Raw genomic sequence first — 21,648 nt, 5'->3', positions numbered from 1 at the left:
TAGCAGTCAACCTTTAGAGCAGCAAACACCGTGCCACCCTTAAGCGATTAAACGCGGGGTGGCTGAGCATCCAATCGCTGGCCACTAACGCCAGCACTGTCTGGGCCCATTAGCCACAAGTATGTGGGCATAATCTCTTCAGGCGTACGCAGCGTCTCAGGATCTTCTCCAGGATAGGCTGTCCGGCGCATTTGAGTACGTGTCGCGCCTGGATTCAGGGTGTTGATACGAATGTTAGACTGATTTTCCAGCTCATCTGCCAGCACCTCAACAAACCCTTCAGTAGCAAACTTGGAAACCGAATAGGCTCCCCAGTAAGCCCGCCCTTTCCGACCAACACTGGATGAGGTAAAGATGACTGAGGCATCTACCGATCGCTGGAGCAGTGGCAATAGCGCCTGCGTCATCCAGATCGGGCCATTGATATTCACCTGCATCACCTGCTCCCAAAGTTCAGGATTATACTGATCGAACGGTGTGATGCGCCCTAGTAATCCTGCGTTGTGAAGCAGGCCATCCAAGCAGCCAAACTCTTTATCCAGCGTCTCCGCCATATCATGGAAATCTTTGAGGGTAGCTCCCTCAAAATTGAGCGGAAAAATCGCTGGTTGTGGCCCTCCCGCCGCCTCGATTTCATCATAGACACGTTCGAGCTTTGCGATGGTGCGCCCTAAAAGTACAACAGTTGCCCCATGACGGGCATAGCTCAATGCCGCAGCACGGCCAATTCCATCACCCGCACCGGTTACCAACACGACGCGATTCTCCAAAAGATTGGGCGCTGGTTGATAGTCGATTTTGCAGCTCATGAGGTTTCCTTGAAGCAAATAAGTAATATGGCATTATCCCGCCGACTGGCGTAGAAAGTCGTTCGCAAGCCCGGCTGCACTACTTTGAGGATAGTCGTCACGAACTTGCTCAAGCAGTTCACGGCTGCGTTCAGCCTCCCCCAGACGGGCTTTTACCAGACCTAATTTGTAGAGCGCATCTGGAACTTTACTGCTATTACTGTACTGCTCAATCACACGGCTGAACGCTTCATCCGCAGCGTTCAACTCGCCTTCTGCAGCATAGAGTTCACCCAGCCAATAATGGCCATTGGCCGTCAAGCTGCTATCCGGATGATCGGCTACAAAGGCTTCAAAAGCTTCAATGGCATCACCAAAACGGCGAGCCTGCACATGAGCAAAAGCAGCCTGATAGTCCGCCTGGGCATCTTCACTGACATTGCGTGATGAAGGCGCATTCACCACTTGTTCTGCTGCCTCAGGCTCAACCTGAGGGGTCGACTGCTCAATCTGGCTGGGGCCACTACTCATCAAGCGGTCTTCAATATCCAGATATTGCTGCTGCGATTGACGACGCAATTGCTCCAACTGGTGGCGTAGCTCTTCTATTTCACCACGCAACTGTTGGATTTCCCGCTGGTGTTCCTGCACTTGGTTAAATAACACCAAGCTGCCGCCAGAAGGTTCCTGGCGTTGCATTTGCTGATAGAAACCGTTGGAAGTACCGGATGAGAGATCCTGGACAAGCGGTTGCTGAGCAACGGCAGCCATGGGCAATACGGACAGCGGGAGCACTATGGCTCCCGCACCGCACAGCCTCTCAAAATAGCGTTTGAGACTGTGATTCATGATGACTCCGTAGATACGCTATTGGCGTGCTATCAACACGCCAATGCCATCAATAATTAAATACAACGCGACGGTTCTGGGCGTAAGCGCTTTCGCTTTGACCACTTGCAGCCGGACGCTCTTCGCCATAGCTCACTACACTCATTTGCGAAGAAGATACACCTTGAGTATTCAGGAAGCGCTGAACGGAACGTGCACGACGCTCACCAAGAGCCATGTTGTATTCACGGGTACCGCGCTCATCGGTATGGCCGTGCAAAACAACCTGGGCATTTGGGTTGGCGCGCAGGTAGCGGGCATGGGCCATCACAACGGATTCGTACTCGCTTTTAATTGTATCGCGGTCAAAGTCGAAGTGGATGGTACGAACTTCGGGAATACGTGAGTCAGCCTGCTGACCAGCGCCAGAACCTGTCGTTGAACCATACTGACCACCGGTACCAGCCCCCGCAGTCCCAGCACCCATACTGCTGCCATCCTGGCTTCCGTAAGAGTCACCGTCCTGGGTTCCGCCGGTGCTGGAACAGCCAGCGATAACTACGATAGATAACGCTACTGCCAATGAGCGAGCCAACGGTTTAAGTTGCATAATCAGACTCCTTGCCTGAAAACAGAAAACTAATGCGATTCATCATCAATTTAAGAAAGGTGACCACGCGGGATCGCGGACATCACCCTGTGCTGCGGGCAACCTGAATGACGAACGGCCATCTGCCGATACGGCACTCAACACCGCATTGTTACCCTGTTGGGTAGCGAAGATTACCATGGTCCCGTTCGGAGCAACACTAGGAGATTCATCTCTTGTGGTTTCACTGAGTACAACCAGACGCCCTCCATCAAGATCCTGACGTGCAACCTGATAACCACGGCTTGAACGGTGAATCAGGAATATTTGGTCGCCATCCGGTGAGTATTGGGCACGGGCATTATAATTGCCAGTAAACGTTATCCGATTGGTTTCCCCACTGCCAAATACATACTGGTAAATCTGCGGGCCACCACTTCGATCCGAAGTAAATAACAAACTACGACCGTCCGGCGACCAGTTAGGTTCAGTATCAATACTATTGCTTTGAGTAATGCGCTCCACGGAGCGGTTGGCGACATCCAGAACATAAATTTCCGGCTGGCCGTCCTTCGAGAGCGACATGGCTATACGACGTCCATCCGGCGACCATGTCGGAGCCCCATTAATACCGTCAAATGAAGTAGCCTGAACGCGTTGCCCAGTCGCTACATCTTGAATATAGATGGCGGGACGTTCGGTTTCAAAAGAAACGTAGGCCAGCTTGCTACCATCGGGCGACCAAGCAGGTGACATGATCGGTTGGTCAGAGGTTAGCACCTGCTGACTGTTACGGCCATCAGCATCGGCAACGTATAAGCCAAACTGCATATCGTCACCCAGCCCTTGAGCCGTCACATAAGCGATGCGGGTTGAGAACGCGCCACGGATGTCGGTAATCGCTTCAAAAATCTGATCACTGATATAGTGCGCGGCACCTCGCAGATCGTCGGCGTTGGCAGTAACGGTTTCGCCAATGATACGGCGCTGGCCACTGATATCCATAAGCTCAAATTGAAGCTGATATCCACTGCTGGTTTGCTGGGCACGCCCAACCACCAGATAGCGGACATCCAGCGAACGCCAGGTGCCAAACTCCACGTCATCTGACTGGCTGGGACGGTCAAACATGGCGCTACGCTCAAGCGGTGCAAAGAAGCCGCTACGCTCCAGGTTATCCTGAATAATCTGCGCGACATCTTCCGGCATGTTGTCGCTGCCAGCGAAAGGAACAACGCCTATTGGCAAGGCCTGATCGCTCCCTCGCGTTATCTCAATAGTCAGGTTTGCGCTTGCGACACTGCTGACAAACAGCAATACGCAAAATAGCCATACTTTGCTCAAGGTTTGCATCAGCGAACATCCCCCGGGGTAAATCGCAGATTAATTTGACGTAAATTGCGCTGCTGGTCCGATGGTAAATCACGTAACTCACCAAAGGGTGCAGCATGTTCCACAGCCTGCATGGCAGAGCGGTCGAACGCACTATCGCCGCTTGAAGAAACCACTGACGTTGCCAGCAGCTCCCCAGATGGGCCAAGTCTTACTTGTATCGTAGCACTCATTGAGTCGCTCGCTCCTGGCGGAATCAGCCAGGCTTGCTCCACTGCACGGCGAACGATATTAATAAAGCTATTGGCTGCCTGCTGCGCCTGCTGGGCATTAGCCGCCGCTTCTGCTTCACCTGCCAGTTGGCGCTGCATAGCCGCTTCTGCTGCCTCAGCAGCTCGGCGTTCTTCCGCTTCACGCTGACGCTGGGCCTCCTCTTCACGGGCTTGCTGCTCTTCTGCCTCCCGCTGGCGCTGAGCCTCCTCTTCGCGGGCACGCTGTTCTTCCGCTTCCCGCTGGCGCTGAGCCTCCTCTTCACGAGCACGCTGTTCTTCCGCTTCCCGCTGGCGCTGGGCCTCCTCTTCACGAGCACGCTGTTCTTCCGCTTCCTGTTGACGCTGAGCCTCCTCTTCACGAGCACGCTGTTCTTCCGCTTCCCGCTGGCGCTGGGCCTCTTCTTCGCGGGCGCGTTGCTCTTCTGCTTCCTGCTGGCGCTGGGCTTCCTCTTCACGGGCTTGCTGGGCAGCTTGTTCACGAGCTTGTGCTTCAGCAGCCTGCTCTTCCGCCAGTTGTTGGGCCTCTTCTGCTCGACGCTGGGCTTCCGCTTGGGCCTGGGCCTCTTCTAATGCCAGCGCCTGCTCTGCTGCTTGAGCTTCCGCCTCTCTCTGGGCCGCCTCTTCAGCTGCTTGTTGCTGATCGGTTTCCTGTTGGCTAGGCTCAGGGTCGGGCTCAGGCTCAGCGGCACTATGCAGGGCCGCTTGCTGATCAGTCGCCTGCTGAGCCTGGTCGGTAAAGGTCTCAGTGCTAACAAAAGTCGCTTGCACAATCGAGGATGAGTCAGGCTCGGTGGTTTGGGTCGGTAAACTGATCAGGCTGAATATTACAACCAACGCATGCACTGCAACGGCCAAAATCGTAGGCCATGTGTAGCCAACGTCCTGGGGGTCACGTGGTGAATTGACTGCCATCTGTGTGTCACCCTTACCCATCTTGCGGCGGCTCGGAAAGCAGCCCCACATTAGCGACACCCGCACGCTGCAATGTGCTCATAAGTAGCACAATCTGACCATAAGGAACGTTGCGATCACCACGCACCATAACTGGTGTACCTGGACGCCGCTGTAAAATCGCCACTACACGCTCTGACATCTGATCCAATGAGACCTCTGTTGAATCCTCACCAAGCGTAATGAAGTACCCACCATCACGATCAACAGAGATAATGATTGGATCACTATCGTCTTGATTTTCAATAGGCTCTGATGTCACCTGAGGCAAATCCACCTGAACACCCTGAGTTAGCATGGGTGCGGTAATCATGAAAATAACCAGCAATACCAGCATGACGTCGATAAAGGGGACAACATTTATTTCCCCCATCGGCTTTTTCTTGCCGCTACGGTTGAACGGACCTTGCATGGCAGACTCCCTTAACTGGCGTTGGGTTTGCCGTCACGACCTTGCAAATTACGATGCAAGATAGCGTGGAACTCTTCGGCAAAGTCTTCATATTTACCCAGCAAACGAGCCACATCATTGGACAGCCGGTTATAAAAAATGACCGCTGGAATAGCGGCAAAAAGTCCCATGGCTGTCGCGATTAGCGCTTCTGCAATCCAGGGGGCTACCGTTGCCAGAGTGGCTTGCTCAGTCATGGAAAGTGACTGGAAAGATCCCATGATGCCCCACACTGTACCGAACAAACCGATGTAGGGGCTTGCCGATGCAACAGTGGCCAAAAAGACGAGATGTTGGGTGAGACGATCTTCTTCACGAGACCAGGCAACGCGCATACTGCGCTGAACGCCTTCCAGGATCGTATCGGCACTACGGGTTTTTGGCATCAACCGATTAAATTCACGAAAGCCCGATTGAAAAACATGTTCAGCACCATGGCGCGGATCATCGGCTGGAATGTCCCGGTAAAGCTCGTTCAGGTCGACTCCCGACCAGAAAGCTTCTTCAAATTGGTTGTATTCCTGTTTTGCTCTACGCAGTGCAATGCTGCGTTGAAAGATCACCACCCACGAGAGGATTGATCCCACTACCAGCAGCAACATCACCAGCTGTACAACCGTGCTGGCACTCATTATTAAGTGGGGAATGGACATGGTGTTATCGTTCACAGTTGCCCTCATCAATCAATTTACGCCGGTGTATCCGACTCAGTGGTGATAGTTGCGGTAGTCGCCGCCAGAATTCAAGCTTGCCTGTCATCCCCTACATTGGGATGTTCATCAATCTATCTCGAGTGCATTCAGTAAGGTAGGCCACTTTTTAGGCTTCATTGTCTCCACACTCAAGCACGCTATCTCGACTGTTGCAGCGCACAGGAGTTCCTTATTCCGCCGAACCTGTTGTCCAAACGTCATGCGACAGCGGCCAATACTCTCTACCGACGCACTCACTGTCAGTTCATCGTCAAGACCCGCTGGCTTGGCATAGTGACAGGCCAAGCGGTATACCACCAGCTGTGTACCCTCGTCTAGCAGCATTTGCTGATTTAATCCTAATTTTCTCAGCCACTCGCTACGAGCACGCTCCATAAACTTCAAGTAGTTAACGTAGTAGACAATCCCCCCTGCGTCAGTATCTTCCATGTAAACGCGCACCGGCATGCTAAACCCATTACTCATGGACGGCGTTCTCCTTCCACATCGACAGACTGTTCATGGGGAGTTCTTTCAAAATGCAGCCACGCCTGGCGTGTCACCATACGGCCTCTTGGAGTACGCATCATTAAGCCTTGCTGAATCAGGTAGGGTTCAATGACATCTTCTATCGTATCGCGCTCTTCACCGATGGCGGCGGAGAGCGAATCAACCCCCACAGGGCCTCCGTCAAACTTATCGATCATCGCCAGCAGTAAGCGCCGGTCCATATGATCGAGCCCGTGATGATCAACATTAAGCATATTGAGCGCAGCATCTGCAACAGTAGCGTCCACCGCTCCGTTACCCTTTATCTCTGCGTAATCGCGTACCCGACGCAACAGGCGGTTAGCAATACGCGGAGTCCCACGTGAGCGCCGTGCCACCTCTACTGCTCCTTCTTTACTGGTTTCGACACCTAGCAATCTGGCGGAGCGGGACACAATTTCGGTTAACTCCTCAAGGTTATAAAATTCAAGGCGCTGAACAATACCGAAACGGTCACGAAGCGGTGATGTTAAAAGCCCCGCCCGTGTGGTAGCGCCTACCAGCGTAAAGGGGGGCAAATCCAGCTTGATAGAGCGTGCGGCAGGCCCTTCGCCAATCATAATATCGAGTTGAAAATCCTCCATGGCAGGATAGAGCACTTCTTCGACGACAGGCGATAAGCGGTGAATTTCATCAATAAACAGCACATCGCCCGGTTCCAGGTTGGTCAGCATGGCCGCCAGGTCACCAGCGCGTTCAAGGACGGGGCCTGATGTAGATTTGAGCCCAACGCCCATTTCCGTCGCAATGATATTTGCCAGCGTCGTTTTGCCTAACCCGGGTGGGCCAAATACCAGCGTATGATCCAGGCTTTCCTCGCGCAGCCGGGCAGCACCAATAAATATCTCTAACTGCTCCCGCACCCTGGGTTGGCCGATATAATCCTGGAGCCGCTTAGGGCGGATCGCATGGTCAATACGCACCTCTCCATGCTCTGGTGCAGCAGCGATTAATCGGTCGTGTTCTAACATAAAGGCTCTTTTTAAGATTACTTGCTTAACCGCGAACCGTGTCCGTTACCGTTGAGACAGGTCAGGACACCTACCCATTCATACGCCGTGTTAAAGCCGCTTTAATAAGTGCTTCCGTGGGCTGGTTGGGATCGATGTCAGCCAGCATCTTCGCGGCCTCGGTAAGCTTGTAGCCCAGGCTGACCAATGCCGCTTCAGCATCAGCCAGACTATCACGGGAGGCTGGCCGCCCGCTGGTGGCTTCCAGCGCCAGAGGAGCATGGCTGGCATTTTCCCATTCAGGGAAGCGATCGCGCATTTCAATAATCAGTCGCTCTGCGGTCTTCTTGCCGACTCCGGGCAATGTCGTCAGTGCCTTGCTATCATCATCCCTTACACAGCGCATAAACGCATCTTCATCCATCCCGGAAAGAATGGCTAATGCAAGCTTAGGTCCTACCCCATTAACTTTAATCAACGCGCGAAACAGTGCACGCTCGTGTTCGCGGGCAAAGCCGTATAGCAGATGGGCATCGTCGCGAATGGTCAGGTGTGTGTAGAGTGATACCTTCTCACCCACCGCTGGAAGCGCTACCAGGGTATTCATTGATGTCTCCAGCTCATAACCGACGCCGTGAACGTCAATAACAATCCAGGGAGGCTGCTTTTCCAGTAGTGAGCCACTTAGGCGACCAATCATAATAATACTCGCAGTAACAAAAACAGCCATTTACTATAAAACTGATCTGTACAGATGACCAGTAGTGATTATAGCCGCCAACGCCCGGTTGAACGCCGACTACGCCCCTTGGGAGCATTCACCGAACTTAAGCTGTTACCTGCATAAGCGTGAGTAAGCGCAATCGCCAATGCATCTGCCGCATCCGCCTGAGGAGTGGCGGATAGCTGTAACAATGCGGTCACCATGTGCTGCACCTGGCTTTTATCAGCGCCGCCCTGGCCCGTCACTGCCTGCTTGATCTGCCTTGCGGCGTACTCGCCAATGCACAGGCCGTGATTGGCGATACATACCAGTGCCGCCCCCCGAGCTTGGCCGAGCTTAAGTGCTGAATCGACGTTTTTAGCCATAAAAACGCGCTCAACGGCCACAGCGTCAGGCCGATGAATACTTATGACCTCAGCCAAACCAGCATAGATTTGCGCCAGACGTTGTTCCAGTGCGCCTTCTGCCGTCCGAATACAGCCACTGGCAATATAGCGTGGCGTTACGCCCACCAGGTCGATCACGCCATACCCGGTGATGCGTGAACCAGGGTCAATACCAAGAATCCTTGTGACGGAAACATTCTTGTGCTTTTCCATCTCACGCCCCCTGCTCTGCTAACAAAAACACCGACGCACAGCGTCGGTGTTAGACAAAACAAGTCTTGCGGGCGTTATTCGCTAACAGACTCTGCTTTGGCTTTTTGACGTAAACGAATGTTGAGATCTTTTAACTGCTCGGCACTGACTTCACCGGGCGCATCGGTCATCAAACAGCCTGCGCTCTGGGTTTTCGGGAAGGCAATGACTTCACGAATGGTTTTCGCACCGGCCATCAGCATCACAAGGCGATCCAGGCCGAAGGCGAGGCCGCCATGGGGAGGGGCACCATACTGCAGGGCATCCAGCAGGAAGCCAAATTTTTCCTGGGCTTCTTCCTGGCCAATACCCAGTATTTCAAACACAGTACTTTGCATGGCCTGGTCGTGGATACGAATAGAACCACCACCCAGTTCCGTACCATTGAGCACCATATCGTAAGCACGGGACAGCGCTTTTGCTGGATCGGCTTTTAACTCTTCGGGCGAGCAGGATGGTGCGGTAAACGGATGGTGAAGCGGGCTTAACCGGCCATTGTCGTCAGCTTCAAACATCGGAAAATCAACCACCCATAGCGGTGCCCATGCCTGAGTATAAAGCTCCAGGTCGGCACCCAGCTTAACACGCAGAGCCCCTATAGCTTCATTGACAATGCGTGCTTTGTCCGCACCGAAGAAGATGATGTCACCATCCTCTGCACCCACTCGGTCCAGAAGCTCTTCAACAACGTTCTCCATAAACTTAACGATCGGAGACTGAAGGCCCTCCAGCCCTTTGGCACGCTCATTCACTTTAATCCATGCCAGCCCTTTTGCGCCGTAAATACCAACGAACTTGGTGTACTCGTCAATTTCTTTACGCGACAGTTTGGCACCGCCTGGCACTTTAAGTGCCGCCACCCGGCCATCTTCCGCACTGGCAGGGCCTGAGAATACCTTAAAGTCGACCTGCTGCATAAGGTCGTCAACATCGGTCAGTTCAAGGGGAATACGCAGGTCCGGCTTATCGGAACCAAAGCGATCCATGGCCTCTTGCCATGTCATACGCGGGAACTCGTCTAGCTCCACTCCCAGAACTTCCTGAAAAAGCTGACGAATCATGGCTTCGGTAATACCCATGATGTCGTTCTCTTCTATGAAGGATGCTTCGATATCAATCTGAGTAAACTCAGGCTGACGATCAGCACGCAGGTCCTCATCGCGGAAGCATTTGGCAATCTGATAATAGCGATCAAACCCGGCCACCATCAGCAGTTGCTTAAACAACTGAGGCGACTGCGGCAAGGCGAAGAAGTTACCGGCATGGGTACGGCTTGGCACCAGATAATCGCGAGCCCCCTCTGGTGTGGCGCGGGTTAGCACGGGTGTCTCTATGTCCAAAAAGCCCTGACTTTCCAGATAAGCACGCACCGTATGAGAAATACGCGAACGCAGACGAAGCTTTTCGATCATGTCGGGGCGGCGCAGGTCGATATAGCGGTACTTAAGACGCACCTCTTCACCCACTTTGCCATGCTCATCCAATTGGAAAGGTGGTGTGGCGGCAGTATTAAGCACTTCAACTTCTTTCGCCAGTACCTCAATCATGCCGGTAGGCATATTCGGATTTTGTGTTCCCTCGGGGCGCAACCGAACGCGTCCGGTAATCCGCAGAACATACTCACTGCGAGCGCGGTCGGCATTGGCAAACGCCTCGGCGGTATCAGGGTCTACAACGAACTGAGCGATGCCATCGCGATCGCGCATGTCGAGGAAAATGACCCCACCGTGATCACGGCGACGGTGCACCCAGCCGCATACGGTGACCGTTTGATCCACCAAAGTTTCGTTAAGCTGGCCGCAATAATGGCTGCGCATGTCTAATCCTGTTCTGTTACGTGGCAATGAAGTTGTCTCGGGCCGTCCCGACCCTGACAGCCGCGGCTAAGCCGCGGCGCCTTTTTTCGTTGATGTGCTGCCCGGTTCGCTTTTGGTTCCGGTATCGGCAGAAGCCGTTTGGCCTTCGGCAGCCAGGTTCTTCTTGCTACCGGTTTTAAAATCGGTTTCGTACCAACCGCCCCCCGCCAGGCGAAAACCAGCCGCTGAAACCAAACGCTCCAACCCTTCTTGCTGGCAGGCTGGACAATCTTTTAGCGGATCCGCACTAATCTTCTGTAATTTTTCCATGCGATGGCCGCAGGCCTTGCACTCGTACTCATAGATGGGCATGTTGATGACTCCTGAAAAGCTCAACTCCGACAGGCTAAGTTTTGACGCATACGTTTTGACACAATAGTGGCAAGCCTAAACGTTGCCAGGCTGTGAATATGTGGCCTACCAGGATAAATTCCAAGACTGCGGTTGTTAGAGCCACACATTATACCCTTTTGTGCCCCCTGCCGAGCAAGGCCAAGCGACTATCGGCGGTTAATGGAGAGAATAAAATGCCTAATGCAGTAATGCTGGACGCCCAAAGCCTAGGGCCCAACATCGATTTATCTGCAATTCGCAATGCCGTCACCCACCTGGAAATCTTTGAACAAAGTACGCCGGAGCAGGCGCGTGAACGCCTAAAGAACGCAGAGATAGCGATTGTCAACAAGGTAAAACTGGATGCGGAGACGTTGGCACAGCTTCCGTCACTGCAGTTGATTTGCGTGCTGGCCACCGGGCTCAATAATATTGACCTGGACGCTGCCAAGGCACATAACATTGTGGTTAAAAATGTGACGGCATATGGCACCGCCAGTGTCTCACAACATACGCTGATGTTGATCTTGGCACTGGCTAACCGCCTTCCGCGCTATCAGGCTGATGTTGCCGATGGAAAATGGCAGAGAAGCGACTTTTTCTGCTTGCAGGAACACCCCACTCTGCAACTGGCTGGTAAACAGCTGGTGATGGTTGGCCAGGGGGAGCTTGGCTCTGAAGTGGCTCGCCTGGCTGAAGCCTTTGGCATGCAGGTAACGTTTGCAGCACGCCCTGGTAACGAAGCCAATGATCGCCGCCCAGCGCTGGATGAGCTACTACCTGACGCTGATGTGATTAGCCTGCACTGCCCGCTAAATGAAGCGACGAAGCACCTGATCAACAAGGAGCGGCTGACAAATGCCAAGCCGTCACTGCTGATTATCAACTGTGCACGTGGCGGCATTATCGATGAAGAAGCAGCACTTGATGCCCTGCGCAGCGGCCAGATAGGCGGTCTTGCCGTTGATGTTTTACCTGTAGAGCCTCCAACAGAAGGCCACCCACTGCTGGAGGCACTGGCTGAAGCAGAGCCATTAAACTTAATTGTTACGCCCCATAATGCCTGGATAACTCCTGAAGCCCGCCAAAATATTGTGGCGCTGACTGCCGACAATATTTTGGCGTGGCAACGTGAGTCAAGCTAGGGTTTGTACGAAAAGTCGATGATCGAGCGCAAGCAGTTTTCTTACAGAGCCTAGTAGGTAGCGAAGTGGTCCGGAGCGTGGGCATGATCCAGCACCTCAACGGTGACATGCGTCACCCGCGCTCCTTCGGGCCCTTGCCATAACCATTCACTCAGTTCGGCAATGGCACTTGACTGGCCGCATATGAATACTTCTACACGCCCATCAGGCAAATTCCTGGCATAGCCGGTAATCCCCCGCTTAAGTGCCTGTTCCTGCGTGGCCCGACGATACCAAACACCCTGGACTTTGCCTGTTACATAGGCACGCACACAACGAGTAGACATCCTTCCGCCCCCTTATGGTGTGTTAACCAGCTCCTGCTTAACCAGCACTGCACTGTTGCGTGGAATTAACGGACGCCCACGACATAATAATAGAGAGCGTGTGAAGGCAGCGCCAAACAACAGAATTAGCGAGCTGTAGTAAACCCACAGCAAGATCATTACCACAGAACCTGCGGCACCATAAGTGGAAGCAGTTGCCGTATAAGCCAAATAGACAGCAATAATACTGCGCCCAATGGTAAACAGTACGGCGGTTACCACCGCGCCAATCAGGACATCCTGCCACCGCAGTACCACATCCGGCAGCACCTTAAAGATAGTTGCAAATAGCAGAACCACCATTGCCAATGAGATGAGAGACTCAAGGGTCGTTGTAAAAAAGCTGACATACGGCACCAGATTGTCAGCTGCGTGTAACATCCCCCGGACAACCACCCCAAGCACCAGGGATACGAGCAGAATAAAACCAATAGCAAGCACCACGGTAAGCGACAGCAAGCGGTTTTTGATGAAAATTAAGACGCTGTTTGACGTAGGCTTGGCGGTCACCCCCCAAATGGTATTGAGCGAAAACTGCATTTGTGCAAAAACGGTGGTTGCCCCTACCATCAGCGCAGCAACCCCTAGCAATGTAGGCAGCAAACCTGACTCTTCAATCCTGGACTGCGCTACTGCTTGTTCAATCGCAGATGCGGCTTCAACACCCAATGTGCCCTGCAACTGGGCAACAATTTGCCCTTGTGCGGCATCTTCCCCTAGCACCACCCCAATGACAGTAACGGCAATAATCACAACGGGGGCTAATGAGAACAAGGTGTAAAACGCAAGCGATCCCGCATAGCTAAATGCATTTCGCTCAAGCCATAAAGAGGTTGCGTTCTGGACCACATTCCACCAAAAAACAAGCGTACGTTTCAGCATCTCTTTTCCCTTAACAGTATTAAAGCAGCGTCCCTATAAACCCATAAACGCCAGTACCAGATGATAAGCATACCTAACCATGGCGATGAGCGCAGGTATGATCACATTGCACCCCTTAGCAGGCCACTTCATAATGGCTTCCCTTCTCCCCAACGATCAAGGAAGCGCGATGAACCCAGATGCCGTTCGCTCTGCCACAGCTTACGACTTTGATTGCTTGGTTTTTATCGGTCGCTTCCAGCCCCCCCACCTTGGACACCTTGCCATTATCCGCGAGGCACTGAAGCAGGCACGCCAGGTAATTGTCCTGGTGGGCTCTGCCTGGCAGGCGCGCTCTTTACGCAATCCATGGCATTTTGACGAACGCCAGGCCATGATTCGCTCAGGATTTGATGAACAGGATAATCAGCGCCTGGAGATCACCCCACTGCTGGATGCACTCTATAACGACGATGTGTGGGTCCGGGACGTTCAGCGCAAAGTCCGCGATTTAGCAGCACCTGCCAACGCCCGCCTGCCTCGCATTGGGTTAATTGGCGCAAGCCGTGGCCAATCGAGCTACTACCTTTCGCTCTTTCCGCAATGGGAGTCCGTCAGCGTCCCGTTGGTGGAAGGTATTTCGGCAAGCCAGATTCGAGAGCGCTTATTCCGCTCCCCAGGCTCCACCGACGACTATTTAAGCACTGGCGCGTACCATGACTTACCCCCTGGAGTTGTTAAGCGTGTAGGTAGTTTTTGCCAAGGCCATGACTACCACCAGCTTCTGGAAGAGCAGCAGTTATTGGAGCAATATCGGAAAGCCTGGTCTGAGGCCCCCTACCCGCCTATTTTTGTCACCGTTAATGCTGTGGTCGTACAGTCTGGTCATGTCTTATTGGTCAGGCGAACTGCCGCCCCCGGCAAAGGCCTGTTTGCGCTACCCGGAGGGTTTATTAACCCCCATGAGCGGTTGCTGGATGCATGTCTTAGAGAGCTTCGTGAGCGGTTGAGGCTCAAAGTGCCAGAACCCGTTTTAAAAGGTTCATTACGTGGCCAACGCTTATTTGACGAACCTCATCGCAGCTGGCGGGGACGCACACTGGCCGAAGCGTTTTACTTTGCTTTACGCCCCGACCAGCAACTGCCCCGCTTAAAGCCCGTGAAAGGGGGAGACCACGCCCGCTGGGTGGCCCTGGCCGATTTAAAGCCTGAAACCTTATTTGAAGATCACTTTTTTATTATTCAAAACTTCCTGGGGTTGCCAGCAGACTTCAGCCCCCTTTAGGTGCCTGCCCTGGGAGTGTCACGCCTGTAAAAAATCCCGTGGCAGCTTCATCATTTGCCGCCATAGGCGCTCGACGCCGGGTTTGTGGACCAGCGAGCAGCGGTATAGCCGTATCTCTAGCGGAATATCCCAGCTTTCATCTCCCGCCCGCACTAGCCGACCGCTTTTTAACTCTTCACGAATGCAAAAATCAGGAATCCAGGCAACGCCTACACCTTGCAACACCATACCTTTTAAGCCTTCTGCCATGGCTGTTTCATATACGGTGCGGAGCTGCATACGCAAAGGATCATTTTTAAGCAGCATACGCACACTGCGACCTAAAAAAGCACCTTGAGTATAGGCAAGGTAGGGTATAGAGCTATCCCGTTGCAGCGAAAAAAGCGGCTTGCCACTTTCACCGGGCAGGGAAACCGGCAGCATCTTAACTTTGCCAATCGAAAAAGAGGGAAACACTTCTGCGTCTAACTGCATAGTGGCGAAAGGATCGTAATAGGCCAGCATAAGGTCACAATTACCTTCGCGCAGCACATGAATTGCCTCTCCAACATTCATGGCTACCAGGCGTGTGGGCAACTCCCCCAAGCCTTTTTGCAAACGCGATATCCAGGGAGGGTAAAAACTAAGGGCCAACGAGTGGGCTGCCACGATATCGAGCGCTTCATTGGCGATTGACAAGCCACGCAAATGGCCCAGGGACTCGTTTAACTGCTCGACAAGGTTCCGTGCGGTCACCAGGAACAGTTGACCTTCTGAAGTTAATCCAACAGGCGTGGTTGTGCGGTCAACAAGAGTCACACCAACCGCTTGTTCAAGGGCTCTGATGCGTCGGCTAAAGGCTGGCTGTGTCACATGCCGCTGCCGGGCAGACGCGGAAAAACTGCGTGTATTTGACAATGCAACAAAATCTTCCAACCATTTTGTTTCTAGGTTCACCCAAAACTCCTTGTGCTCAACAATCCGCGGTTATTGACAGCATTGTTATTGATTACTGAATGGGTGCGGTCAGGTAAGCAGCCCGCGAAACGACTTTTTTCCACATGGGTCGTTGGTTTATTTCATCCATAGTGACTCGCCGACAACGAGCGAAGTCCTCTTCCAGCATGACGCGAACACTAGCGGCAAACGCTGGACTGGGAATAAACGCTGTTATTTCGAAATTGAGTCGAAAAGAGCGATTATCCAAATTAACCGTACCGACGGATGCTGCCTCATCATCCACCAAAATGACTTTCTGATGTAGAAAGCCAGGAAGATAACGGTATATTTTAACACCTGCTCTTAACATATCGGGTAAAAATGAAAACGCCGACAGGAAAACCAATAAATGATCTGGCCGCTCAGGAATCATGACCCGTACATCCAATCCACGCATGGCGGCTAATCGTAGTGCATCCTGGACCCCCTGGTCCGGTACAAAATAGGGGCTGGTTACCCATAGCCGCTCATTGGCGCTATGAATTAACTGCTGTATGAGCAGGCTGGCAGTATCTTGTTTATCCGCAGGCCCTGATGGCACAATAACCACCTGGTGGTCTTCTTGCGGATGGGTTTCAGCATGCCAGTTCAGAGTAATGACTTCATCCGTGGCCCAATGCCAATCCTCCCAAAACGCTTCCTGCAGCCCTAAAACACTTGGCCCTTGCAGTGCTAGATGCGTATCCCGCCACGGTCCATGACGGGGATTCTGGCCCAGATACTCAATCCCTACATTGAAGCCACCAATCCACCCTTTCTTCCCGTCAGTGACCATGATCTTGCGGTGGTTACGGAAATTAAGCTGAAAACGATGCTTAAAACCCCGTGATGAACGGAAGGCTTTAACTTCCACGCCTTCTTTTGCCAGGTCTTTAAAGTAACCCTGGCTCAGCTTTCGGCTGCCAACCTCATCATATAGGAAGTAAACACGCACATTGCGTTGGGCAGCCTGGATCAAGTGGCGCTGTAAACGTCGTCCCAGCTCATCATCGCGTACGATAAAAAACTGCAGTAACAGATAGTCCTTTGCATTATCTATCCCGTTGAACAGGCTTGAGAACGTCGCTTCCCCATCAATTAAAAGCTCTGCACTATTGCCTTTGGTTAAAGGCATCATCGCTAACTGCTCAACAGCCTGAATGTCTGCATTGCTGGGTGGCGCAACATGGGGCTTAACATTATTCCGGTAACGCGCTAATACGCGCCGCAGTACATTATCCCGTGCCCCTCTCGCAGTTACATAGCCATAAAAGCGGGGACGGCCAAAAAACCAATAGGCGGGCAAGGCCACATAAGGGAACGTCAGTAATGAGATGATCCACGCCACCGCTCCCTGGGAAGTACGACTCGACATAAGCGCCATAATTGCTGATACCACCCCCAGCAGGTGGATCAGCATAATACCTGTCCCTAGCAACCATGAGGTCATCGACTATTCCTCGTCATACGTTAGGGAGCCCTTGTTGAATGTGTTCATTGTTAATGCACAGAAGCCCCGTATAAACGGGGCTTCCACTATCATGCCATCAGGCCATTAAGCCGTCTGGGCAATAATTTCCTTCCACATGGCGGGGCCGGTCTGATGGACAGAAGTTCCGAGGCTGTCCACCGCAACAGTAACCGGCATATCTTCGACTTCAAACTCGTAGATAGCTTCCATGCCGAGGTCTGCAAAGCCCACAACCCGCGATTTTTTAATCGCTTGAGCCACCAGATAGGCAGCACCGCCCACAGCCATCAGGTAGACAGCCTGGTTGTCACGAATCGCATCAATTGCCGCCTGCCCACGCTCCGCCTTACCGACCATACCCAACAAACCCGTTTCTTCCAGCATAGTACGGGTAAACTTGTCCATGCGCGTGGCCGTGGTTGGGCCGGCAGGGCCAACCACTTCATCGCCAATGGGGTCCACCGGGCCTACGTAGTAGATAAACCGGCCTTTCATATCCACCGGTAAAGGTTCGCCCTTGGCAATCATATCGACCATGCGTTTGTGCGCTGCGTCCCGGCCCGTTAATAATTTACCGTTTAATAACAGCGTATCACCCGGCTGCCAGGTTTGAACCTCTTCTGGCGTCACGGTATCCAGGTCAACACGTTTAACATTATCTCCTGCTTCTCGGGTGATTTCCGGCCAGTCTTCCAGTTTAGGCGCTGGCAATGCAACGGGACCAGTGCCATCCAGAGTGAAGTGCGCATGGCGTGTAGCGGCACAATTGGGAATAATCGCCACTGGCTTGTTCGCCGCATGGGTTGGATAGTCTTTCACCTTGATATCCAGCACAGTGGTTAAACCACCAAGGCCTTGGGCTCCGATACCGCTTTTGTTCACCTTATCAAATAGCTCAAGGCGAAGCTCTTCCGCGCGGTTGCTGGGGCCACGAGCTTGCAGATCCTGAATATCGATGGGGTCCAGCAATGCCTCTTTGGCAATTTCCATCGCTTTTTCGGCTGTACCACCAATACCGATACCCAGCATGCCGGGTGGGCACCAACCTGCCCCCATCTTGGGTAGCTGCTCCATAACCCAATCCACAACGTTATCGGAAGGATTCAGCATGGCGAATTTGGATTTTGCCTCGCTGCCCCCCCCTTTTGCTGCAACATGGATATCCACTTTGTCACCAGGAACAATTTTATGGTGGATGATAGCCGGTGTGTTGTCTTTCGTGTTCTGGCGCTTACCATCCGGGTCGGCAAGCACCGAAGCACGCAGCACATTCTCCGGTAATTGATAGGCGCGGCGAACACCTTCATTGATCATATCGTCCAGGCTTAGCTCTGCGTCCCAGGTCACGTTCATCCCAACGTGAACAAAGACGGTGACGATACCTGTATCTTGACAAATGGGACGATGGCCGGTTGCACACATCCGTGAATTGATGAGGATTTGAGCGATAGCATCCTTGGCAGCAGGGTTTTCTTCACGCTCGTAAGCGGCTGCCATAGCATCAATAAAGTCTTTGGGATGGTAGTAAGAGATGTACTGCAAGGCATCGGCGACGCTTTGAATCACGTCGTTCTGGCGAATCACGGTCATGATAATACTCCTCAGTTATCATCTGATGTGCGGCCTTTATCAAGCGTCAGCCGATTGAACTTGCACTGAAAAACGCCTTAGGCCGTCTATATAAGGAGTATAACGTATTGGTGTATAAGCAGCAGCCAATCTGTCTGAGAACGCTAAAACATTTATTTAGCCGATGAGCTTGAATCGTTATAATAGCTAAATATAGATAACGGTATAACCAGCTACCCAAGCGCCAACTGTTTTTCTTTCATTTGATGCAATTGATCGCGTAACCGGGCCGCTTCCTCGAATTCAAGATTTTGCGCAGCTTCAAACATGGCGTCCTCTAATTGGTTTATCGCTGCCAACAGATCCTGTTGGCTCATCGTGGCAACATCATACTCTGCTGCATGTTCAGCCACTTTGCGGTCAGCACCACGACGACGGCTGCTCTTCTTGCCCGGAGTTTGGGCAGCTTCAAGAATATCCGCCACTGAACGGCTAACGGTAGTGGGCGTAATGCCATGCTTCTCGTTATGCTCCATCTGCTTGGCACGACGACGCTCGGTTTCATCGATCGCTTTACGCATTGAATCAGTGACTCTATCGCCATACAGAATTGCTTTACCGTGAGCGTTACGAGCAGCGCGACCGACGGTTTGAATAAGCGAACGCTCGGCACGCAAAAAGCCTTCTTTATCGGCATCCAGAATGGCTACCAGCGACACTTCAGGGATATCCAAGCCTTCACGAAGCAGGTTGATGCCCACCAGCACATCAAATTTACCCAGTCGCAGATCACGGATAATCTCCACACGTTCAACAGTATCGATATCAGAATGCAGATAACGCACACGAATTCCGTGCTCATCCAGATATTCGGTAAGATCCTCCGCCATACGCTTGGTCAGCGTGGTCACCAGCACCCGCTCACCCACGGCTGTACGCAAGCCTATCTCTGATAGCAGGTCATCGACCTGCGTGCTTGCCGGACGGACTTCGATCTCGGGGTCTAGCAGCCCGGTTGGCCGCACAACCTGCTCAACAATCTGGCTGGCATGCTCTGCTTCATAAGGGCCAGGTGTCGCCGATACAAATATCGTCTGCGGACAGATGGCCTCCCACTCTTCAAACTTCATGGGCCGGTTATCCAACGCCGACGGCAGCCGGAATCCGTACTCCACCAGCGTCTCTTTACGCGAACGATCCCCTTTGTACATCCCTCCGACCTGGGGAACACTCACATGGGACTCGTCGATAAACAGCAGCGCGTCATCGGGCAGGTAATCAAAGAACGTGGGTGGTGGTTCACCTGGTGCCCGACCCGAGAGATAGCGTGAGTAGTTTTCGATGCCATTGCAGTAGCCCAGCTCAAGCATCATTTCGATATCGTATAGGGTGCGCTGCTCCAAGCGCTGGGCTTCAACCAAACGTTCGTGCTTGCGCAACCACTCAAGACGCTCCTTAAGCTCCGCTTTAATGAAGTCAATGGCCTCCAGAATGGTTTCACGCGGCGTCACATAGTGTGATTTGGGGTAGATGGTCATGCGCGGCACCTGCCCCCGGACATCGCCGGTCAGTGGATCAAACAGCCGGATGGAGTCGATTTCATCATCAAACAGCTCAACGCGTACCGCCTCTTCATCGGAATCGGCAGGAAAGATGTCAATGACGTCGCCCCTGACACGATAGGTACCCCGCCGGAAATCCATGTCGTTACGGGTGTATTGCAGCTCTGCCAAGCGGCGCAAAAAGGCACGCTGATCAATTAACTCGCCACGGGTAAAATGCAGCCGCATTTTAAGATACTGATCGGGATCGCCCAGGCCATAAATGGCCGAGACCGACACAACGATCAGCGCATCGCGCCGTTCAAGCAACGCCTTGGTAGCGGAGAGACGCATCTGCTCAATGTGATCATTGATTGATGCGTCTTTTTCGATAAATGTATCTGATGACGGCACATAAGCTTCGGGCTGATAGTAGTCGTAATAAGAAACAAAATACTCAACCGCGTTATCCGGAAAGAAGGATTTAAATTCACCGTAGAGCTGAGCAGCAAGGGTTTTATTGGGGGCCATAACTATCGTGGGCCGCTGTAGTTGCTGCACCACGTTCGCCATGGTGAAGGTTTTTCCCGAACCGGTCACCCCTAATAGCGTCTGATGCGCAAGCCCCGACTCCAACCCGCTAACCAAGCCGCGAATGGCCGCTGGCTGGTCGCCAGCAGGCTTGAATTTAGATTGCAGTCTGAAATCCTTGCTCATCATCACTCCTATCAAGGGATGGGGTTACTCAGTAGCATCTGTTACTCGGTACGTGTTGTAATATCCACTGTGGCCTGGGTCATCAGCCGCTGAATCGGGCAACGATGACTGATCTCTTCGAGTCTGGCACGCTGCTCCGGATCATCAATACCGTGCAGGGTTAAGGTGACTTCAAGCTGGTAAACCCCTTTTCTTTCCTGGCTATCATCGCGCTGCACTTTAACGGTGATCCCCTCCAGGGGCCACTGTTTGCGCTTTGCATACATCTGTACGGTAACGGCTTTACAAGTCCCGAGTGCGATATCAAAGTAGTCATGGGGGTCAGGTGCACTGCCTTCCCCACCAACAATGGGCGACACATCAGCGTACAAATCCTCAATACCCTCTACCTCAATTCGCTGGCGAAACGCGTGGTTTCGCTCGCTGATAACAGTAATGGGCTTGTGCATTACGAGACCTTTATTCCAAGGTTTAGTTTTTCGACAGCTTTGATCAGCACTTCGCGCTTGGCACGCCCTTCTATTTCAGCGCCGTAGCGTCCCACTTCAGCACTATCAACTCCCTCTAGCACCATCAATGCCGTGGTAATTTTATTCACCTGTTCAGCGCTCGTAACACCTTGAAAGGTTAATGATTGGTAAGCCATTCGCTGCCCTTCTTGAGTGACTTCGGTCATGAAGCGTTTATTTGGGAATCTATGCAAAACTGATACAGCCAAAAGAGTCTAGCATGCCACCGCCGCCTTGCAATTGATGAGTAGTGCCCTCACGTAACGAGACGCAGT

The 21,648-nt window shown here is 52.7% G+C and carries 23 protein-coding genes; 2 read left to right on the top strand and 21 right to left on the bottom strand.

Annotated elements, in window-relative coordinates:
- Window positions 1-47: 47 nt before the first annotated feature.
- From HP566_RS02360 to HP566_RS02300, 13 genes are all read right to left on the bottom strand, one after another.
- Entirely contained in the window at window positions 48-809 is a 762-nt protein-coding gene (locus HP566_RS02360; RefSeq protein WP_249975647.1) for a YciK family oxidoreductase, read from the bottom strand.
- A 33-nt stretch (window positions 810-842) separates the two neighbouring features.
- A complete protein-coding gene (ybgF, locus tag HP566_RS02355; protein WP_249975646.1) occupies window positions 843-1,637 on the bottom strand; it encodes a tol-pal system protein YbgF in 795 nt (264 codons plus the stop codon).
- 49 nt (window positions 1,638-1,686) lie between these two features.
- Complete coding sequence (pal, locus tag HP566_RS02350; protein WP_249975645.1) at window positions 1,687-2,226, bottom strand: peptidoglycan-associated lipoprotein Pal; 540 nt, start codon at window positions 2,224-2,226, stop codon at window positions 1,687-1,689.
- A 45-nt stretch (window positions 2,227-2,271) separates the two neighbouring features.
- Window positions 2,272-3,558, bottom strand: a complete 1,287-nt coding sequence (gene tolB / locus HP566_RS02345; protein ID WP_249975644.1) for a Tol-Pal system beta propeller repeat protein TolB — start codon at window positions 3,556-3,558, stop codon at window positions 2,272-2,274.
- Window positions 3,558-4,721, bottom strand: coding sequence for a cell envelope integrity protein TolA (tolA, locus tag HP566_RS02340; protein ID WP_249975643.1), 1,164 nt, complete (start codon window positions 4,719-4,721; stop codon window positions 3,558-3,560). Before tolA ends, tolB begins: the two co-directional genes overlap by 1 nt.
- A gap of 13 nt (window positions 4,722-4,734) precedes the next feature.
- Window positions 4,735-5,172, bottom strand: a complete 438-nt coding sequence (tolR, locus tag HP566_RS02335; RefSeq protein WP_249975642.1) for a protein TolR — start codon at window positions 5,170-5,172, stop codon at window positions 4,735-4,737.
- 11 nt (window positions 5,173-5,183) lie between these two features.
- On the bottom strand, window positions 5,184-5,879 hold the full coding sequence (tolQ, locus tag HP566_RS02330) for a protein TolQ (protein WP_249975641.1): 696 nt from the start codon (window positions 5,877-5,879) through the stop codon (window positions 5,184-5,186).
- A gap of 111 nt (window positions 5,880-5,990) precedes the next feature.
- Window positions 5,991-6,389: a tol-pal system-associated acyl-CoA thioesterase gene (gene ybgC / locus HP566_RS02325; protein WP_284041277.1), complete on the bottom strand. Its 399-nt coding sequence runs from the start codon at window positions 6,387-6,389 to the stop codon at window positions 5,991-5,993.
- Entirely contained in the window at window positions 6,386-7,423 is a 1,038-nt protein-coding gene (gene ruvB / locus HP566_RS02320) for a Holliday junction branch migration DNA helicase RuvB (RefSeq protein ID WP_249975640.1), read from the bottom strand. Before ruvB ends, ybgC begins: the two co-directional genes overlap by 4 nt.
- Before the next feature lie 70 nt (window positions 7,424-7,493).
- Entirely contained in the window at window positions 7,494-8,102 is a 609-nt protein-coding gene (ruvA, locus tag HP566_RS02315; protein ID WP_249975639.1) for a Holliday junction branch migration protein RuvA, read from the bottom strand.
- A gap of 68 nt (window positions 8,103-8,170) precedes the next feature.
- Window positions 8,171-8,725 (bottom strand): crossover junction endodeoxyribonuclease RuvC, encoded by a 555-nt coding sequence (ruvC, locus tag HP566_RS02310; protein ID WP_249975638.1) that lies wholly within the window; start codon window positions 8,723-8,725, stop codon window positions 8,171-8,173.
- A 74-nt stretch (window positions 8,726-8,799) separates the two neighbouring features.
- Window positions 8,800-10,581, bottom strand: coding sequence for an aspartate--tRNA ligase (gene aspS, locus HP566_RS02305; protein WP_249975637.1), 1,782 nt, complete (start codon window positions 10,579-10,581; stop codon window positions 8,800-8,802).
- 66 nt (window positions 10,582-10,647) lie between these two features.
- Entirely contained in the window at window positions 10,648-10,932 is a 285-nt protein-coding gene (locus HP566_RS02300) for an FmdB family zinc ribbon protein (RefSeq protein ID WP_249975636.1), read from the bottom strand.
- A gap of 215 nt (window positions 10,933-11,147) precedes the next feature.
- On the opposite strand from HP566_RS02300, the gene HP566_RS02295 reads away from it, so the two are divergent.
- Window positions 11,148-12,098: a D-2-hydroxyacid dehydrogenase gene (locus HP566_RS02295; protein WP_249975635.1), complete on the top strand. Its 951-nt coding sequence runs from the start codon at window positions 11,148-11,150 to the stop codon at window positions 12,096-12,098.
- A gap of 50 nt (window positions 12,099-12,148) precedes the next feature.
- Here HP566_RS02295 and HP566_RS02290 read toward each other — a convergent pair whose 3' ends face one another.
- The gene (locus HP566_RS02290; protein WP_249975634.1) at window positions 12,149-12,424 is read right to left on the bottom strand and encodes an acylphosphatase; all 276 of its coding nucleotides are present in this window, start codon (window positions 12,422-12,424) and stop codon (window positions 12,149-12,151) included.
- A 12-nt stretch (window positions 12,425-12,436) separates the two neighbouring features.
- Window positions 12,437-13,345 carry a YihY/virulence factor BrkB family protein gene (locus HP566_RS02285; protein WP_249975633.1) on the bottom strand — a complete coding sequence of 303 codons (909 nt, stop codon included), beginning with the start codon at window positions 13,343-13,345 and terminating at the stop codon, window positions 12,437-12,439.
- A gap of 169 nt (window positions 13,346-13,514) precedes the next feature.
- Here HP566_RS02285 and HP566_RS02280 point away from each other — a divergent pair, with 169 nt between their 5' ends.
- A complete protein-coding gene (locus HP566_RS02280) occupies window positions 13,515-14,609 on the top strand; it encodes a bifunctional nicotinamide-nucleotide adenylyltransferase/Nudix hydroxylase (RefSeq protein ID WP_249975631.1) in 1,095 nt (364 codons plus the stop codon).
- A gap of 18 nt (window positions 14,610-14,627) precedes the next feature.
- Here HP566_RS02280 and HP566_RS02275 read toward each other — a convergent pair whose 3' ends face one another.
- From HP566_RS02275 to HP566_RS02250, 6 genes are all read right to left on the bottom strand, one after another.
- Window positions 14,628-15,545: a LysR substrate-binding domain-containing protein gene (locus HP566_RS02275; protein ID WP_249975630.1), complete on the bottom strand. Its 918-nt coding sequence runs from the start codon at window positions 15,543-15,545 to the stop codon at window positions 14,628-14,630.
- A 52-nt stretch (window positions 15,546-15,597) separates the two neighbouring features.
- Window positions 15,598-17,016, bottom strand: coding sequence for a cardiolipin synthase (gene cls, locus HP566_RS02270; protein WP_249975629.1), 1,419 nt, complete (start codon window positions 17,014-17,016; stop codon window positions 15,598-15,600).
- A 105-nt stretch (window positions 17,017-17,121) separates the two neighbouring features.
- A complete protein-coding gene (locus tag HP566_RS02265; RefSeq protein WP_249975628.1) occupies window positions 17,122-18,627 on the bottom strand; it encodes a fumarate hydratase in 1,506 nt (501 codons plus the stop codon).
- 212 nt (window positions 18,628-18,839) lie between these two features.
- Complete coding sequence (gene uvrB, locus HP566_RS02260; RefSeq protein ID WP_249975627.1) at window positions 18,840-20,864, bottom strand: excinuclease ABC subunit UvrB; 2,025 nt, start codon at window positions 20,862-20,864, stop codon at window positions 18,840-18,842.
- 41 nt (window positions 20,865-20,905) lie between these two features.
- A complete protein-coding gene (locus HP566_RS02255) occupies window positions 20,906-21,313 on the bottom strand; it encodes an OsmC family protein (RefSeq protein WP_249975626.1) in 408 nt (135 codons plus the stop codon).
- A complete protein-coding gene (locus HP566_RS02250) occupies window positions 21,313-21,510 on the bottom strand; it encodes a hypothetical protein (protein ID WP_249975719.1) in 198 nt (65 codons plus the stop codon). Before HP566_RS02250 ends, HP566_RS02255 begins: the two co-directional genes overlap by 1 nt.
- Window positions 21,511-21,648: the final 138 nt, after the last annotated feature.

It is taken from the genome of Vreelandella olivaria, from assembly GCF_023507745.1.
GTDB lineage: Bacteria > Pseudomonadota > Gammaproteobacteria > Pseudomonadales > Halomonadaceae > Vreelandella > Vreelandella olivaria_A.
The sequence above is the reverse complement of the archived record's forward strand: the minus strand, read 5'-3'. Positions and strand labels throughout refer to the sequence as shown.

What these genes read in the sequence shown, in the direction of transcription:
- HP566_RS02360 (WP_249975647.1), bottom strand. Translation starts at nt 809, where the DNA reads ATGAGCTGCAAAATCGACTATCAACCAGCGCCCAATCTTTTGGAGAAT.
- ybgF (WP_249975646.1), bottom strand. Translation starts at nt 1,637, where the DNA reads ATGAATCACAGTCTCAAACGCTATTTTGAGAGGCTGTGCGGTGCGGGA.
- pal (WP_249975645.1), bottom strand. Translation starts at nt 2,226, where the DNA reads ATGCAACTTAAACCGTTGGCTCGCTCATTGGCAGTAGCGTTATCTATC.
- tolB (WP_249975644.1), bottom strand. Translation starts at nt 3,558, where the DNA reads ATGCAAACCTTGAGCAAAGTATGGCTATTTTGCGTATTGCTGTTTGTC.
- tolA (WP_249975643.1), bottom strand. Translation starts at nt 4,721, where the DNA reads ATGGCAGTCAATTCACCACGTGACCCCCAGGACGTTGGCTACACATGG.
- tolR (WP_249975642.1), bottom strand. Translation starts at nt 5,172, where the DNA reads ATGCAAGGTCCGTTCAACCGTAGCGGCAAGAAAAAGCCGATGGGGGAA.
- ybgC (WP_284041277.1), bottom strand. Translation starts at nt 6,389, where the DNA reads ATGAGTAATGGGTTTAGCATGCCGGTGCGCGTTTACATGGAAGATACT.
- ruvB (WP_249975640.1), bottom strand. Translation starts at nt 7,423, where the DNA reads ATGTTAGAACACGACCGATTAATCGCTGCTGCACCAGAGCATGGAGAG.
- ruvA (WP_249975639.1), bottom strand. Translation starts at nt 8,102, where the DNA reads ATGATTGGTCGCCTAAGTGGCTCACTACTGGAAAAGCAGCCTCCCTGG.
- ruvC (WP_249975638.1), bottom strand. Translation starts at nt 8,725, where the DNA reads ATGGAAAAGCACAAGAATGTTTCCGTCACAAGGATTCTTGGTATTGAC.
- aspS (WP_249975637.1), bottom strand. Translation starts at nt 10,581, where the DNA reads ATGCGCAGCCATTATTGCGGCCAGCTTAACGAAACTTTGGTGGATCAA.
- HP566_RS02300 (WP_249975636.1), bottom strand. Translation starts at nt 10,932, where the DNA reads ATGCCCATCTATGAGTACGAGTGCAAGGCCTGCGGCCATCGCATGGAA.
- HP566_RS02295 (WP_249975635.1), top strand. Translation starts at nt 11,148, where the DNA reads ATGCCTAATGCAGTAATGCTGGACGCCCAAAGCCTAGGGCCCAACATC.
- HP566_RS02290 (WP_249975634.1), bottom strand. Translation starts at nt 12,424, where the DNA reads ATGTCTACTCGTTGTGTGCGTGCCTATGTAACAGGCAAAGTCCAGGGT.
- HP566_RS02285 (WP_249975633.1), bottom strand. Translation starts at nt 13,345, where the DNA reads ATGCTGAAACGTACGCTTGTTTTTTGGTGGAATGTGGTCCAGAACGCA.
- HP566_RS02280 (WP_249975631.1), top strand. Translation starts at nt 13,515, where the DNA reads ATGAACCCAGATGCCGTTCGCTCTGCCACAGCTTACGACTTTGATTGC.
- cls (WP_249975629.1), bottom strand. Translation starts at nt 17,016, where the DNA reads ATGACCTCATGGTTGCTAGGGACAGGTATTATGCTGATCCACCTGCTG.
- HP566_RS02265 (WP_249975628.1), bottom strand. Translation starts at nt 18,627, where the DNA reads ATGACCGTGATTCGCCAGAACGACGTGATTCAAAGCGTCGCCGATGCC.
- uvrB (WP_249975627.1), bottom strand. Translation starts at nt 20,864, where the DNA reads ATGAGCAAGGATTTCAGACTGCAATCTAAATTCAAGCCTGCTGGCGAC.
- HP566_RS02255 (WP_249975626.1), bottom strand. Translation starts at nt 21,313, where the DNA reads ATGCACAAGCCCATTACTGTTATCAGCGAGCGAAACCACGCGTTTCGC.
- HP566_RS02250 (WP_249975719.1), bottom strand. Translation starts at nt 21,510, where the DNA reads ATGGCTTACCAATCATTAACCTTTCAAGGTGTTACGAGCGCTGAACAG.